The organism is Novipirellula galeiformis (genome assembly GCF_007860095.1).
Lineage (GTDB): Bacteria > Planctomycetota > Planctomycetia > Pirellulales > Pirellulaceae > Novipirellula > Novipirellula galeiformis.
Genome location: NZ_SJPT01000007.1, coordinates 281,195 through 297,565 on the forward strand (window position 1 = coordinate 281,195; position 16,371 = coordinate 297,565).

Sequence of the window (16,371 nt, forward strand, 5' to 3'; positions counted from 1 at the left end):
ACTCGGGTCACGCGGGGATTCAAGATAGTTCGATGGAGGCCGGCATCCGCCGCCGCCATCCCACGCATCGTCATTCACATTATTCTCATCGGCTGATTGCAATGCCTATCAAAATGACTTGCCAATGCGGCAAAGCACTCAACATCCCTGACGCGGCTGCGGGCAAAGCGGTGAAGTGCCCTGGATGCCAAACGGTGTTGAGGGTGCCCGCCTCAGGAGCAGCTGCAGCGTCAGGCCCAGCAAAAACTGGCCCAGCAAAAACAGCCCCAGCTGGCTCAGCCCTCGCGAAGCCGCAACGCCCCGCCGCGCCGCAACAAGCGGCTCGCCGCCCGGCTCCGGCCGCTCCGGTCGCGGTCGACACCAGCATGGATGATTTGTTCAACGAAGAAGGCTTTAGCCAACAGGTCGCGGCCATCTGCCCCGCGTGTCGTGCCGAGATGCAAGCCGACGCGGTGTTGTGCACCAAATGTGGTTTCAACAAACAAACCGGCACGCAACTCTCTGGACACAAAACGCCCGGACTCGACATCTCCCATGGAACCATGGCGCTGCAAAAAGCGGCCGCCGACATGGCGCGAGCCAAGGAAACGCAAGATCGTTTGAGCGGCAACGTTGGAATGCCGTGGTGGATGTTGACGCTCGTTTTGTTTTTGATCGTCAGCTCGACTGCGATCACGGTGATCGCCATCAATGTGTCACGCCAAATCGATAACGAGGGAGGGGGCTTCAATCCGCTGGCAACGTTCCTCGCGCTTGGCTTCGGAGCCTGCCTCACGATCTCCTTGGGCGCTCAATTTGTGTTGATCTTCCAAGCGTTCAAGCAGAATGTCAAAACGGGTTTGTTGACCATGTTTGTCCCCTGCTACATCCTTTATTTTGTCGCCAAGAATTGGGTCCAAACGAGGCGCATCTTTGCGATCTTGGTACTGATGGGAATGGTCGCTGGCGGTTTCCTCGCAGGCGCGTTTGCTGCAGGTTTGTAAACCTGCGGCATGGGGACTGCACCGAAGCCAGCCGCTCGTTTGCAAACGCGAGTTTTGCTGTTGCCGGAACCCCTTATGCAAACGTCTCACAACGCAGGCACACGGCGATTTCGTTTAGTGCCTCTTGGCATTTGCACAACCACGTCGATATTTTCGCTCCCACGTAGTGATTCATTCGCCAAGCGTGTATTGTAGCGACACCCCTATGCGGCTGAAACGAAAGCTGCCCAAACGCGTCCCAAGCAACAGATTCGAGGAACGAAATGATGAAATATTTTGCCGCCACCCTAGCCATGCTCCTGCTCTGCGGATGTGCCTCCAAAACCCCAACCGGGCTCAGCAACGTCGATCCCGATGCGCCCACCGAATTCACCGAGACCAAATCGGGATTGAAGTATCGTATCTTGCGAAAATCCGCTGGCCCCAAACCGTCGCCCACCGACAACGTAACCGTTGACTACACCGGATGGTTGGACAATGGCACCGAGTTCGACAGCTCGTATGCGAGACGCCAACCGACTAGCTTCCGCTTAGACCAAGTCGTTCCGGGATGGACCGAAGGACTGCAATTGGTGGGCAAGGGAGGGATGATCGAACTGGAAATCCCTTACGAACTTGGTTACGGTCCTGAAGGCCGCCCGGGCAGCATCCCTCCCTACGCGACGCTGCACTTCAAAGTCGAACTGCACGATATTAACCCATAGTCGCAGTTTTGAAGTGGCGTGTTTGCCGTTTCCCAGCAACAGCGTTCCCGCAACGCACCGGATCGTTGACTTTACGTCGACGAAGGCAAACCATTGAAAAAATGGCGAATTGTAAATTGACAATTCTTAATTGAAAGACACCGCACTGCGTCGCGAGCCCCTCGTGAGCGCCCCGCAACTTTCCCCAATTTGCAATTGTCAATTTAACTTTTTCAATCCGCCACACTTGCCCGTATGCCGCGTCCCATCCGGTTCGTGATCGACAAAAGAGCGTTTCGGCTTGGAACGCTCCTCACCCGAGGCGCCGGCGAGAGTGCGAGCCAAGCTCCAATCGCCCCCCCCCCAGGCAACGGTCTCCCGTAACGCGGAGTCGCCCTCGGCGATGCTCCGCCGGTACGCCTTACTCGCCGCTGCTCTTGCTGAACAACAACACCGCCAGATCGGCATTCAAGTTAGGGTCCGCATCCGCCGCGATTTCGCATTGATTCTTTGAATCGCGATAGATGGCACGGTGGACGATCGCTTGCTTGGTGCGGCACAGATCATGCACGTCCGCAATACTGGGGAAGCGGCGATTGGGCGTATTGTACCACTCGTGATCGTACAACCCGGTCGCGCGTGGCGATCGACCGCGAGTGACATAATCCTCTCGCAAGGAGCGGTGCGCAAAGTTTTGGAATGCAACAATCACATGCTTGCCCACCCGCAACATTTCTTCCATCAACGTTTCAATATTAGCAACGACTTGCAACGTCTCACTAAGTATCACAAAGTCGAACTGTTGATCGATAAAGGCAGGCAACCCTTGGTTCAAATCACAATCGATGATATTCAAGCCCTGGGCTGCGGCGGCGTGAATCCCATCCTGGGCCACTTCAACGCCGATCAATCGGTCATGACCACGCTTGCGCAACTCAGCCAACAAACCACCTTGCCCACACCCCAAATCCAGCACGGAAGCCCCCTCGGGGATCAAGCCCATGATGAGTTGCTCGGCCTCGGTCGTTTCGGGTGGTGGAGGTTCGTGTTCGCTCAAGCGCGCTCGCACAAGCGGTGCGTACTGATCGATATCCGCATCAATCAAAAACGCGTCATGCCCGGCAATCGTCGTGATCTCGGCGTACGTGACCGGTTTGTCCAATGCGGTTAAAGCGTTGACGATCTCACACGATTGTTGCGACGTGAACAACCAATCGCTGCTGAAGCTGATGATCAAAAAATCGCATTCGCAATCATCGAACGACTCCATCAACTCCAACCGCGACCTGCCCAAATCCATCAAATCCATCGCCATCGAAAGGGTGATGTAACTGTTGGCGTCAAAGCGAGTGGTAAATTTCTGGCCTTGATGGGCTAGATACGACCCGACGCTAAATCGTTGTTCGAAGGAGGATGCAATATGACGCGGATCGTGGCGGTCAGGATCAAATTTACTATCCATCGCTTCACTCGACAGATAGGTAATGTGCCCCAGCATGCGTGCGATCGCTAAACCGGTCGTCGGCTTTTCCGCGCGGTCATAGTACTGGCCGCCTGCAAAATTCGGATCGGTTTGAATTGCATTGCGAGCGACCACATCGAATCCCAGCGCCTGCGACGTCAACCGAGACGACGTTGCGATGGCGATACAATGCTTCGTCGACTTCGGATACCGCGTCACCCAACTGAGCGTCTGATGCCCACCGAGCGAACCGCCGACAATCGCATGCCAACGATCGATGCCCAAATGATGGGCCAAGCGGCGTTGCAGATCGACCATATCGTTGATCGTAATATCTGGAAAATCGGCCCCATAGGGTCGCGATTCCCCGTTGGTTCCCGCCGAGGGCATTGGATCACTCGGGCCGGTCGTTCCTCGGCACCCGCCGAGGACGTTGGGACAGACAACAAAATAGCGGTCGGTATCGATCGGCTTGCCGGGGCCGATCAAACGCTCCCACCAACCGGGCGCATCATCCGCATCATGCGATGCGGCATGCGAGTCTCCCGAAACCGCATGGCACACGAGAATCGCATTGGAGCAATCCGAGTTCAGCGTCCCCCAAGTCTCAAAGGCGCAGGTGACCCGCGGCAAACTGCCGCCGAGTTCCAGCGCAATCGGGCCTGCGAAGGAGACCTGCTGCAAATGCTTCAGCGGTCCCTCGACACGAATGTCATCGGTGCTAGTCACGTGTTCCATTTCCATGCGATTGCGTTCGACGGGATTTGATTTCTCGCAAGGTTACGCGCGAGTGGCCTCGAGCGCCTGAGCCAAATCGTCGATGATGTCGCGAACGTCTTCAATCCCTACGGAAATTCGCACGTACTCAGGCAACACGCCGGCCTGTTTTTGCTCTTCGGCGGACAATTGCTGATGCGTCGTGCTGGCGGGATGAATCACGAGCGTCTTGGCGTCGCCGATGTTAGCGAGATGCGAACAAAGTTTGCAGGAGTTGATGAATTTCTTGCCCGCTTCGATGCCGCCCTTGATTCCGAAACCGAGAATGGCACCTTGGCCGTCGGGCATGTACTGTTGACCGCGAGCGTAGTCTTTATGCGACTTCAATCCGGGATAGTTGACCCACTCGACCAACTCGTGCGCCTCGAGGTACTCGGCAACCTTTTTCGCGTTTTCACAGTGACGTGGCATTCGCAGGTGCAACGTCTCGAGGCCTTGCAGGAACAAAAATGCAGCAAAGGGACTCATCGCCGCCCCGGTATCACGCAACCAATGGGTGCGGGTGTGCAGCAAATACGAAATGTTCCCCATCGGGCGCAGATGCTCTTCGAACACAGCGCCGTGATACGAAGGGGATGGACCGCACAATTCAGGCCACTTGCTTGGATTGTCGGCCCACTTGAAGTTGCCGCTGTCGACGACCGCGCCACCAATGTGCGTTCCGTGACCGCCGATGAACTTCGTTGTGCTGTAGACCACAATATCCACCCCATGCTCGATCGGGCGCAACAACATCGGAGTCATCACGGTGTTATCGCACATCAATGGCAACGCACCGTGGGGAGCCGAATGAGATGCGTCGGCGATCGCTTTGAAGTCGGGCACATCGTTCTTCGGATTGCCGATACTCTCCATGTAAACCAGACGGGTATTCTCGTCGACCAAGTCATGGATTTGCTCGGGATGATCGGGGTCAAAAAAGCGAACTTCAATGCCGAGATTCTTGAACGTCTGGGTAAATAGGGTCCAAGTGCCACCGTACAGCGAGGTGCCGCTGACAATGTTCTGGCCGCTATGAGCGATCGTCAAGATCGCGGCGGAAATGGCCGCTTGCCCCGAGGCAAAACAGAGGCCGGTCACGCCCCCATCCAGGGCGGCCAAACGCTTCTCGAGCACATCCACGGTGGGATTCATCAAGCGGCTGTAGATGTTTCCAAATTCGCTTAAACCAAACAATCCCGCAGCATGCTCGGTACTGTTGAACGTATAACTGCTGGTCGCATAGATCGGCACGGCGCGACTATTGGTGGTCGGATCAGGCTCCTGGCCAGCGTGAATCGTCTGGGTGGCAGGGCGGAACTTGGAAGTATCGGACATCTTTTGTTTCTTGCCAAAGTGAAGGAGAGAGAGTGGAAGGAAAGCAATGTCAACCTGCTCGGTAGAATCGCCCCAAGACGGCACGCGTTGCGAGCCATAGCCCCACACACTGGGGGAAAAAAGACCCCAGTTTTGCGGCGGCAGCGAGGCCTAGCTTGCCTCGGCTTGCAACGGTTGAGCTATACCAATCGGTGGCGGACTAGCATACTCGATCAGCCCCCGCCGCGAAATCCTCCTCCGCGGTGTTGCCTCGCGTCTGATTCAAAGCCGCAGGCTCAGCCTGCCAAGAGAAGCAAAGCGAGATCCAAGCGAGGCCAAATCGGGCGAGTTGCAAACTTTTGCCAATTGCCATCCGGTCCCTCGCGCCCTCGAGGAGGCAGTTGGCTCTCGCGGAGGCATTGGGGTACGAATATTTGCTTCGACGACAGCCACTTCCATTGATTCACAGCCCCACCGGCAAACCGGTAGCGGCAAACCGGTAGCGAAAAGGAGTCCTCGGTTGGCTTGCAGCGTTCGCGGGGGGCAGAAAAGTTGACCGGCCATTTTCAATCGATTACGCTCAGATGACGCAGCTCCCGCCTTCCTTCTCTCGGCTTCCCACTGAATTCGTCCCGCGCCGGACTCGCTTCAACGGGCCGCTCCCAACGAGTTCATGCCGAGCGGCCCCTTCGCTCACTCACCTTGCCCAAAGGCACCTACTATGCGAACGCTGAGTTTGATTTGTTTGTTGGCCTGGTCGCTGATCCCGATCCATCAAGGACGCTGCGAGAGTCCCGGCGTCGCCCCGCTGCCAGACGACAAACCATTGAAGGTTGGCTTCCTGGCCGGACGCCCCAGCCATGGTTATGGTTCGCACGAACATTACGCTGGATGCTTGCTGCTCGCCAATTCGCTGACCGAAGCACTGCCCAACGTCGAAGTGAAGGTGATCAAACAGGGCTGGCCGGATGAGGGCGTCAAGGCACTCGAAGGTTTCGACACGCTAGTGGTTTATTGTGACGGAGGCGCTAGACATTTGTTGAACCCGCACATCGACGAACTCGATCCGTTGATGAAGAAGGGGGTGGGGTTGGTGTGCATTCACTACGGGGTGGAAACGCCCGCGGGGAAAACCGGTGACGCGTTCCTCGATTGGATCGGCGGCTATTTCGAGGCGAATTGGTCGGTCAATCCGCACTGGGTCGCCCAGTACGAAACGTTCCCCGAGCATCCGATCAGCCGCGGAGTCAAACCGTTCGCCATCAATGACGAATGGTACTATCACATGCGATTTCGCGACGAGATGAAGGGCGTCACGCCCATTTTGTCGGCTCATCCGCCCGTCGACACGCTGCGCCGCCCCGATGGTCCGCACAGCGGCAATCCCGCGGTTCGCAAAGCGATCGCCAATCACGAAATCCAACACATGGCGTGGGCCGCCGAGCGTGAAGGTGGTGGCCGCGGATTCGGCTTTACCGGTGGCCACTTTCATTGGAATTGGGGCGACGAGAATTTTCGCAAAGTGATGCTCAATGCCATCGTGTGGACCGCTCATGGCGAAGTCCCGCCCCAGGGCGTCTCGAGTGGCGATCCGTCACAAGAGCAACTCGAGGCGAATCAAGACGAGCCGAAGCCTGCTGAGGCGGCCTCCCATGCCAAACAAAAACCGGATGCCAAGCCCCGAAATGCCAAGCGAATCAAACGAGGTGTGCCGCAAGACGCCAAGGCAAACGGGTCGTCCAGTGAAGCCGCACAGCCGATTTTCGCGAGTCAGCCGGTGTCCAAGCAAACGCCCGGGCACGCGGTTGCGATCGATGTTCCCCTCGACGGAGCCCAACAGCTCTTTTTGGTCGTCACCGATGGGGGAAACGGTATCGCGTGCGATTGGGCCGATTGGGCAGAACCTCGCTTGCTCGGCCCACGCGGTGAACTGAAATTAACGGAGCTGAAGTGGAAACAAGCTTCCTCGCAATGGGGCAGCGTCAACGTGAACAAAAACGCCAACGGGCAACCGCTGCGGATCGCCGGCGAGCCGGTTTCCTACGGAATCGGGACGCACTCCAATTCCGTGATCCGATTTGAAATCCCCGCGGGATACGAGCGTTTTGTCGCCCTCGGAGGACTCGATAACGGCGGTACCGACCAAGCGGGCGCTAGCGAGGTTGAGTTTCTTGTCTACACGCAAGCCCCTCCGCTTGCGATCGCTCCGGGCGCTGCCTCAGGATCACACGAGATCGCCGATGCATTGGAGAATCTCGATGTCGGCACTGGCGTCGCGGCGATGTTGTTTGCCGCCGAACCACAACTGCTCAGCCCTTCAAGCATCGATATCGATCATCGCGGTCGTGTCTGGGTGTGTGAGGTCGTCAACTACCGAGGGCACAAGGGAAAACGAGCCGAGGGGGACCGGATCCTGATTCTCGAAGATGTCGATGGTGATGGCCAAGCGGACAAAGAAACGGTCTTCTACCAAGGTACGGATATCGATTCAGCGCATGGCGTTTGTGTGCTCGGTGACAAAGTCATCGTTTCGGCCGGCGACAAAGTCTTTTTGTTTACCGATCGCGATGGCGACGACAAACCGGATCACCAAGCGGTGCTCTTTAGCGGCATCTCTGGAGCTCAACATGATCACGGAATCCACGCCTTCACGTTTGGCCCCGATGGCAAGTTGTATTTCAACTTTGGCAATGTCGGCCAACAAGTCCGCGACAAAGAGGGCAAACCGATCATCGATGCGGCCGGCAACGAAGTGGCTGCGAAGCGGCAACCGTATCAAGAAGGCATGGTGTTTCGTTGCAACCTTGACGGTAGCGACTTCGAAACCCTGGGTTGGAACTTCCGCAACAATTGGATGGTCGCGGTCGATTCCTACGGGTCGATTTGGCAATCCGACAACGACGATGACGGCAACAAAGGGGTCCGCATTAACTATGTGATGGAATACGGAAATTACGGCTATAAAGACGAAAAAACCGGCGCGGGTTGGCAATCGCCTCGCACCGGCATGAGTGATAACATCCCCGAGCGGCATTGGCATCTAAACGACCCCGGCGTCGTTCCCAATCTATTGTTGACCGGCGCGGGATCGCCCACGGGGATTGCGGTTTACGAAGGCGATTTGTTGCCGACGTTGCGTGGTGAATTGATTCATTGCGACGCTGGACCGAACGTATGCCGCGCCTACGTCGTGGACAATGACGGCGCCGGCTATCAAGCCGAAATCCGCAATCTGTTGACCGGCAGCCGTGATCCATGGTTCCGACCTTCGGATGTGAAGGTCGCTCCCGATGGTTCGTTGGTCGTCGCCGACTGGTACGATCCCGGTGTCGGGGGACATGGCATGGGCGATCTCGACCGAGGACGTTTGTTCCGCATCGTGCCCGCGAATCACGATGGCAACTACAAGGTGCCGAAGCTTGATTTCAGCACCGTCAATGGAGCCATCGATGGATTAAAAAGCCCGAACAACTCGGCTCGCTCGGTCGCTTGGCAATCGCTTCACCGCATGGGGGCCAAGGCGGAATCGGCACTGCTAAAAATGGCGTCATCGGAGAATCCGATTTACCGAGCCCGAGCGTTATGGTTGCTGGGCAAAATCGAGGGACGCGGTCCCAAAACAGTTGCCCAGGCGATCGCCGACCCCGATCCGAACCTGCGTATTGTGGGGGTGCGTTTGGCCCGTCAATTGAATCTCGAAATTGGCGAATATGTCACGCCGCTGATCCGCGACGCATCACCTCAGGTTCGTCGTGAATTGTTGGTGGCCTTGCGCCATTGCGAATCAACTCAAAAGCCACAGCGATGGGCGGAGTTGGCGGTTCAGTACGACGGCAAAGATCGCTGGTACTTAGAAGCACTTGGGCTCGCCTCAGACACCGATGCAGACGCCTGTTTCGCAGCTTGGATCGAAACCGTGGGTGACGATTGGAACACGCCTGCGGGCCGCGACATCGTCTGGCGCAGCCGAGCCAAGTCCGCCCCCGCATTGCTCGTGAAAATCCTGCAAGACCCCGCGACCGACGAAGCGGATCAAGCACGCTACATGCGTGCGTTTGACTTCCATGACGGAGACGAAAAAGAACTCGCACTCAAAAGTCTACTGGGACTTTGAGGCTTGAATGCAAGCCATAACCCGGGGCGTCCGTTTTGAAGTTACGCTATTGCAGTTTGACCTGGCCAATCTTAACCCGAAGCGTAGGTCTGGGACCGAGTCAACCGTGACGTCTCCTCGCTGACGCTTCGGGTGATGAAAAATGGGCAACTTCAAAACGCATCAGCGAGATCGGTTCTGCAAACTCAGCGAAGCATTGATCGACGCATCGAATAATTTCCTCTCGCCACCTACCGCCTCGCACCCCGCCCATGTTTCAAAAACACATTTTCCCGATCGTATGCCTGCTATTGGCGTGCAGCTGCGTCGTGGCCGAAGAAAATACATCCACGGCGACTCCACCGCCGCTCACCGCGAAAGACAAGTTGATTGTCGAGACCGTGTTACGGCTGAAAAGCTTTGATATCGAATCGTCAAAACCAGCCAAGGAAGCATTGCTACGGTATTTGCGTGCCCAACCGGGGACGGACTCCTATTTTGAATTGCTCGAGCGGTTCAAGCTTGCCGAAATGGCCGACGATTTGCTTGAGTTCAGCCTATCCCACTCCGATCAAAGCAACGGAGTGCGGGCGGCGAAAATCTTGTTCTCGATGGAGTGTGAAGCACGGTTGCGTTCGGCGATCGACAGTGACAATTTGGAACGCAGCGTGGCGGCGGCGACGCTTGTCGGGCATGCTGGCGGCGATAAAACCGTCCCGCTTCTGTTGCCCATTCTCACGTCGGCAAAATATCCCCGTGGTGTCCGCACCGCAGCGGTCGCGGGAATCGGACGCCGCACCGATGGCCAACAAGCCTTGTTGGCGTTAGTCACCGACGGCAAACTTGCCGAGGACCTAAAATTTGCAGCTGCCAACGTGCTGCTCTCGTCCGATCAAGACGCGATCCAACAACGCGCGGCGAAGTACCTTGAACTTCCCGCGACCGCTGACAGCCAACCGTTGCCTCCGCTGGAAACTCTCGTGCAACGACGCGGCGACGTAGCCGCGGGCGCTATCGTCTTTCGCACCATCGGAACCTGTAACCATTGCCACAAGGTGCTTGGCGAAGGCAAAGACGTGGGTCCCGATTTGTCCGAGATCGGCAGCAAACTTTCCCGTGAAGCCATGTACGTTTCGATACTCGATCCGAGTGCCGCGGTCAGCCATAATTTTGAAACCTACAGCCTACTCACCGACGATGGCTCGGCGATCACCGGATTGCTGATCAACGACAGCGAAGACGCCGTCACACTTCGTACCGCGGAAGGGATCGATAACACCGTCCGCAAGGACGAGATTGAAATCCTCAAGAAGCAAACCAAGTCGTTGATGCCGCAAGATCTACAGCGATTGATGACGGCCGATCAACTCGTCAACTTGGTCGAGTACACGATGACGCTGAAAAAACAGTAGCACGTTAACCGCACGGGCAATTGTTTGCGTCTGATACGTGGCGTCGTGAAAACGTGCGTTAGCCCTTAAACAAGCAATCCTTAATCTTCATCCTACTCTTAATCTTAATCCCGTCTGCGCAACCACGCCCGACTGAAGCCCAATCGTGAAGATTAGGATTAAGAGTAAGATTACGATTAAGAAATAAAAGGAATCACAGCCATGCGACCGTTTCGAAGCGAGAAACGGGATATCGCCATTCCCCCAAACCCCCCAGTGACACCTAAATCCATCGGTGTCAACGTGATGTGAATCACCGGCTCATAGTCGGCTCATAGTCCTTCTCCTTCACACCCTCGCTTGTTTAAGGTCTAGCAGCTTAGCCCGGACCGTGGAAAAGTTGGGGTTGTGTTTTTTTGGTTTGCGCAATTTTCATCCCGACGGGATGACAGACAGTAGCCGGTGGTTTGAGCGCAGCGAACACCACCGGAAGGCCAGCGCGGATGTCCCAACCGCCCCCGCAAGGTGTACTACGGTTCGGATTCCGGGGATGTCGCTACGCTTATCCCCGGCTATTTTCTAAGAATCCCTTCGGGATGATGACAAAGCCTTCAGGACAAAGATCGCGGAACAAAAATGCCTTCATGAAATGCTCTGTCCATACCAAAGTTTTAGCAGCCCAGGCTTAGCCCGGATACTCGTGTATGCGAGGGCGTATCTCTCTCTCCATTCGGTCCCTCACAATTGCGTTATGAAGTTGCGGTTTCCGAAGTATTCCGGGCCGAAACCCAGCAATTTGCCTAGAGCATTTTCAATTTTGATGTAGCTAGTGTCACTCGACGGTGGACCGCGTTCTTGCGAACGCCGCTACGGTTTGAATGCACGTCATTTTCCAAAATGCCTTAGCGGAAACGCAACAGGCTGTTAAGTCCACGAAAAATCCGTGCAACGAAAGAGAGCGGGGCAGCTTCGATGCGACTGATTGCACCACCACCGGCGATCAGGTTGAGTCCTTCGGGATGCTCGATGGCGGCGCGGACGACGTACGAGGTTGCCGCAGGAGCCTGTTGGCGGCTGGCGTTCGCATCATCCCAACGAGGCGTGTTCATCTCAGCCGTCCATTCGGCTCGTGAAATCTCGCTAACCTTGCCCCAAAACACCTTCGTCGTGTCGGATTCTAGCGCCAATTTCACCGATGCACCGATGGCAATGCGTTGCACCTCGGTTTGTGACATCACAACCTCGACATCCCAATCCTCGCTTTCGACAATCGACATCAATTCCGTGCCTGAGCGTAAATAACCGTTTGCGTTTTCGGCGTCGGTCGGATACCCCGATCCACTGACGAGCTGGAATGCATCTTGATTGCCTTGCCCCGTTGCGTCGGGAGTGCGTGCCCCCACAATCAATCTCCCGCTGGCGGTCGCGCGGATCACCAGGGCATCACGCCGTTCTCGACGTGTTTTCAACTGTTCCTCCAAATCGCTCAACAACGCCTCCGCGGCGGGTAATTCGTTCGCCGCTTCAGGAGATTCGTAACGACTTTGACGCAGCGATGCGATCAGCCCCGTTTGAGCCTGGACGCGGCCGAGTGCTTGAACGTAGTCAGCTTCGACCTCATGATTCACCAACACAGCAATCGCGTCTCCAGTGCTGACCGTGTCTCCGGGATGTGCCTTCAATGATTCAAGCATTCCCGACGTGGAAATATAAATCGAGGTTTGCTTGCGTGGGGTGATGCGAGCGGTCGTCGAGATCGAAGACGGCATCGGCCACAACGCTAACCCTCCAATCAAAACGAGTCCCCCTACGGAAACAAACAAACGGCCCACGCGCACCTGAGTCCGTCTAGCAGGGTTCCGAAAAAACCGCAGCGGACGTTGCAGCAAACTGTACAGCATCCCGAGTATCGCCAATGCGGCTAACAAACGGCCAATCGATTCGAGTCCATAGGGACGCAACATAAGCGAGACAAACCATAAAATCAAAAGGGTTAAACTCCAACGGTAGACCGCCGCGGTGATTGCGTAAGCGATCATCCAAAATCGGGTCGCCGGTGCCAGCGACCGATCGGGCACTGCATCGACGCCTAACAACCAACGATTCAAAGCATCCGACAACAATCGTCGTGAACGCTCGGCCAAGTTTGGCACGTCGCAGAGATCCGCAAGCACGTAATAACCATCGTAACGCAGCAGCGGATTGGCGTTAAAAACAATCGTGCTGACGCCGCAAACGAGCATCACGTTCATGGCAATCGAATGAACCAGCCCCTCAGCGGTCAGCGTCCAAACCCAAGTCGCAATCGCGGCCAACATGACTTCGCTACCAATCCCCGCTAATCCGACCGCGGCGCGGTGGAATCGATTCGGCAGCAGCCACGAATCGGAGGTGTCGCAATACAGTGCGGGTGTGAACACCAACAACATCGGACCGATTTGATGGCACTCACCACCGAAGTGTTTACACACCAGCGCGTGCCCGAGTTCGTGCAAGACCTTTGTTCCTCCGATCACGGCCGCCAGGATCAAGATCGATTCGAACCGCAACCAAACTCCGATGGTCGGAAACTCCGCCGCAAAGAGGGGCAAACGAACCAACATCATGCACGCTGCGGCGATGCAGATGAATCCCGCAACCACAATCGCCCATGGACTTAACAGCCACCCAACCCAAGGATAGACGCGTCGCAGGAACGGTTCCGGATCGACGCCAGGAAAGCGAATGAAGAGCAAACTCGAACATTGCTGCATCCATTTTTGTCGCAGTTCCTTGTGGCGACGTTCACAAAGACGGTCTCCCTGGTTTGTCGCATCCGAGATCGTCAACCCGCTTTGGTGAAAGCGAAATAGCAATTGATTCAGTTCGCTCTTGGATACCTTTTGCGGATGGAAGGTATGCTCGTAGTCGTGGCACAATTGGTCGAGACTACGAGTGCCATCCAAACGATCGAGAATAAAGTACTCGTCTGGGCGGAGTCGGTGGTACGTCATCGCCACGGGATCTTTAACCACGTACGCCGACTCGTTTTGATGTCGTGTCTGTACCGCCACGAGGTCTGCGCGAACGCGAACGGCGATGGCGTTGCTCGATGGGGTGCTGGATTTCGACATACGTTGCACGCTGCGAGAACAGAGCAAATTTCGTTAGCGAAAGTAGAACATGACGTTGCGATTGATGAAGTCAAACACGTCACTAAACCAACTTCTCAAAACCGACCTTTGGCCACAATAAACACGTGCGGTCACATCCGCGCCAATCTTCACATCCTCAGGATCGAACACATCCGTCGAGGATTGGGATGCCGGATGCAGCATGACGCGAGCGGTCGCATCGATGACCGCTTCTTTGCGTTCATCGATTCGTGCCGCCGTAGCAACCCCCTGCAACGTTGCGTGGTAAGAACGGTCGGGCTGAGTCGCCACCGCAAAGGTGACGGGCAACGCTTCGCTCTGCTTCACAGATTCCAACAATGCACCCGCTTCACGATCAGGGATCTGCAGCTTCAATTCCCAAGGCCCGCTTTCATCGACCACGCTTAGCAAGAGATTGCCGCGTGAGACCGGGCGACGCGAGAGTCGATGTTCGAGTTGCCAACCGACCACGGTGCCTTGAATGGGACTTTTGACAACCAAATCCTCTTGTTGAGCTTGGATGATCGCATGCTGGGATCGCAAGTTCGCCAACTCGCTTTCGAATTGTTGTTGTTCGATCGCCATCCGGCTCGACTGAGTCTCGTTGCCCTCACCGCTCAGTCGAACGGCCTTGATCGAGGCCAAACGCTGTAACGTGGTTTGGATCTGGCCCGCAATCGATTCGTCATTGCGTTGAAGTTCTGCGTTTTCAAGTTGAATCAACGGCGTGCCCCGATCGACCGATTGCCCATCAACCACATGCAACGATTTGACAACTCCATCGACCGCGGCAAACACTTGACGACGCTGAGTCGGTTCCACGGAACCGGTTGCGATGATGTAATGATCCACGGGGACGATTACCGATGCGACCGCCAGGGCTGCGACCATCACAATCGCGGCCGCGATCCAGACCCGTTTTCCAGTACGTCTAGCCCGTCCGATCGATTTCCAAACACCAAGCCCAAAGATGCTTTCATGCTCTAACGCGTTGTGCAGCGCTACCGATGACTCACTGGCGACCACCTGCATCGCGCCGTTGACCTCGAGCGAATCATGCCCGCTGAAGTATTCCGCCAGGATGACACCGACGAGTTCACCATCACGAACGAAAGGATCCGTTTCAAACTCTTCTTCGAAGTCGTTTGAGCATGCCGTGGTAGCGATTCGGATTGGCAATAGCACCGCACAGGTCGCACCAGATTGATCGAGGTAATCGTCCAACGGTTCTTGGATTTGGGGCGGCAACATGTCCGATTGCGGCAAAACCAGAGGCCCCGGCAAGACGATCGCACGCTGCACCATTCGCTCGATACCGCGCACCGTATTGCTGCGTTTGTCCACGACCGCAACGCCGCTCACCGCCCGCACCCGCAATCGAGTCCCGCGAGGAACCAAGACGGTGACTCGGTCGCAACCGATCAAACGCCGTGATTCATTTGCGATTCGATAGGCGGTCGCGTCGACCTCCAAACTGCGATGCAATTGCAACAAATTGCGCCGCTGGGCAAGCCACGAAGGCCCCTGCGGACGGCCGGCAATCGGGGTCAGATTAACGCCCGCATTTTGCGGTGGGGTCCCAGGCGACGGGTTGGATGTTGGAGGGGTGGGCTCGGCGGTTGAGGCGTCGCTCGAACCTGCTCCCGCATCCAGGTCACGAACAGAGTTTCCGTACAGACTCAGCCGACGCAGGATTTGCACCTGCTCGGCCGGAGTGGGACGTTCGCTGACACGATGGACGAGTAAGACCGCGAGTCGCTCGGGAGCGGACTTTAACTCGATGCGATAGCCGCGAACCGACAATGCCGTATCGACGTCGTCCTCTCGATGCACCGCCTCGTGGTCGCCTGAAGCGTCGTCGGAGAGATCGCCCGTGACAATCCCCGCGGGGTCACCGGTGGGGTCATCCTCGGGATTCGACGGGTCCATTAACGCGACTTCGCTTGCGGTCGCTACCAAGGTAGCCCTCTGCAACGATTGACGGATCGACGGGCGATGGACTTGCGCTCCCAACTCCTCGTCGACGACCAACATGATCGGTTGCTCGTATTCCGGGGCAACGATGGCGACCAAGCCGACCTCAAATTCGGTTTGCAAGTGACGGGCCAGCAAACGAATGAATTCACTGCGGTCACCGCTGCGTTTGGCAATCGATGCAACGCACCGCCTGGGATCCCCCGCAACGGTGGAATCCGAAGGATGAGCGTGAGCAGCGTCAATTCGGCCAGTGGAAGAAGCGTTCAACAGAGTGCCTAGTTGAGGACGAACAACGAGTCGCATTGCACGTTTCGCGTTTCAAAATCCGCGTTTCAAGGTCCGCGATTCAAAATCCGAGGCTAGTTCCGAAATTCAGTCGAAGCGGCTTTAAATTTGAGCAAAGGGAGTAAACAGTTCGGCGGGGCTAACGATTGGGCAGACCGAACGACTGGTGCGGTTTGAATCGATTGTAGTGCCTGGGGTAAAAAACGCGAATTTACATTGCAGCGAATCGATTCTCGCCACCCGACGAGTCCGCTCTATCAGAACGGCTGAGGGGCACCAAAACGAGTAGA

At 56.3% G+C, this 16,371-nt stretch carries 8 protein-coding genes; 4 read left to right on the forward strand and 4 right to left on the reverse strand.

The genetic code is table 11. The annotated features are described in order from the left end of the window. Positions 1-101: 101 nt before the first annotated feature. The gene (locus tag Pla52o_RS19265) at positions 102-983 is read left to right on the forward strand and encodes a hypothetical protein (protein ID WP_146596251.1); all 882 of its coding nucleotides are present in this window, start codon (positions 102-104) and stop codon (positions 981-983) included. Positions 984-1,276: 293 nt separating this feature from the next. Next, positions 1,277-1,687, forward strand: coding sequence for an FKBP-type peptidyl-prolyl cis-trans isomerase (locus Pla52o_RS19270; protein ID WP_231612489.1), 411 nt, complete (start codon positions 1,277-1,279; stop codon positions 1,685-1,687). A gap of 400 nt (positions 1,688-2,087) precedes the next feature. Here the strand turns inward: Pla52o_RS19270 and metX are convergent, their stop codons facing one another. Continuing rightward, positions 2,088-3,872, reverse strand: a complete 1,785-nt coding sequence (gene metX / locus Pla52o_RS19275) for a homoserine O-acetyltransferase MetX (RefSeq protein WP_146596253.1) — start codon at positions 3,870-3,872, stop codon at positions 2,088-2,090. Positions 3,873-3,908: 36 nt separating this feature from the next. Beyond that, positions 3,909-5,222: an O-acetylhomoserine aminocarboxypropyltransferase/cysteine synthase family protein gene (locus Pla52o_RS19280; protein ID WP_146596254.1), complete on the reverse strand. Its 1,314-nt coding sequence runs from the start codon at positions 5,220-5,222 to the stop codon at positions 3,909-3,911. 700 nt (positions 5,223-5,922) lie between these two features. Here Pla52o_RS19280 and Pla52o_RS19290 point away from each other — a divergent pair. Together Pla52o_RS19290 and Pla52o_RS19295 are read left to right on the forward strand one after the other, a co-directional pair. Continuing rightward, entirely contained in the window at positions 5,923-9,315 is a 3,393-nt protein-coding gene (locus Pla52o_RS19290) for a PVC-type heme-binding CxxCH protein (RefSeq protein ID WP_197169367.1), read from the forward strand. A 251-nt stretch (positions 9,316-9,566) separates the two neighbouring features. Further along, positions 9,567-10,706: a hypothetical protein gene (locus Pla52o_RS19295; RefSeq protein WP_146596255.1), complete on the forward strand. Its 1,140-nt coding sequence runs from the start codon at positions 9,567-9,569 to the stop codon at positions 10,704-10,706. Positions 10,707-11,587: 881 nt separating this feature from the next. Here Pla52o_RS19295 and Pla52o_RS19300 read toward each other — a convergent pair. Together Pla52o_RS19300 and Pla52o_RS19305 are read right to left on the reverse strand one after the other, a co-directional pair. Continuing rightward, entirely contained in the window at positions 11,588-13,798 is a 2,211-nt protein-coding gene (locus Pla52o_RS19300; protein WP_146596256.1) for an HlyD family efflux transporter periplasmic adaptor subunit, read from the reverse strand. Positions 13,799-13,831: 33 nt separating this feature from the next. Next, positions 13,832-16,063 (reverse strand): efflux RND transporter periplasmic adaptor subunit, encoded by a 2,232-nt coding sequence (locus Pla52o_RS19305; protein ID WP_197169368.1) that lies wholly within the window; start codon positions 16,061-16,063, stop codon positions 13,832-13,834. Between the last annotated feature and the right edge of the window lie 308 nt (positions 16,064-16,371).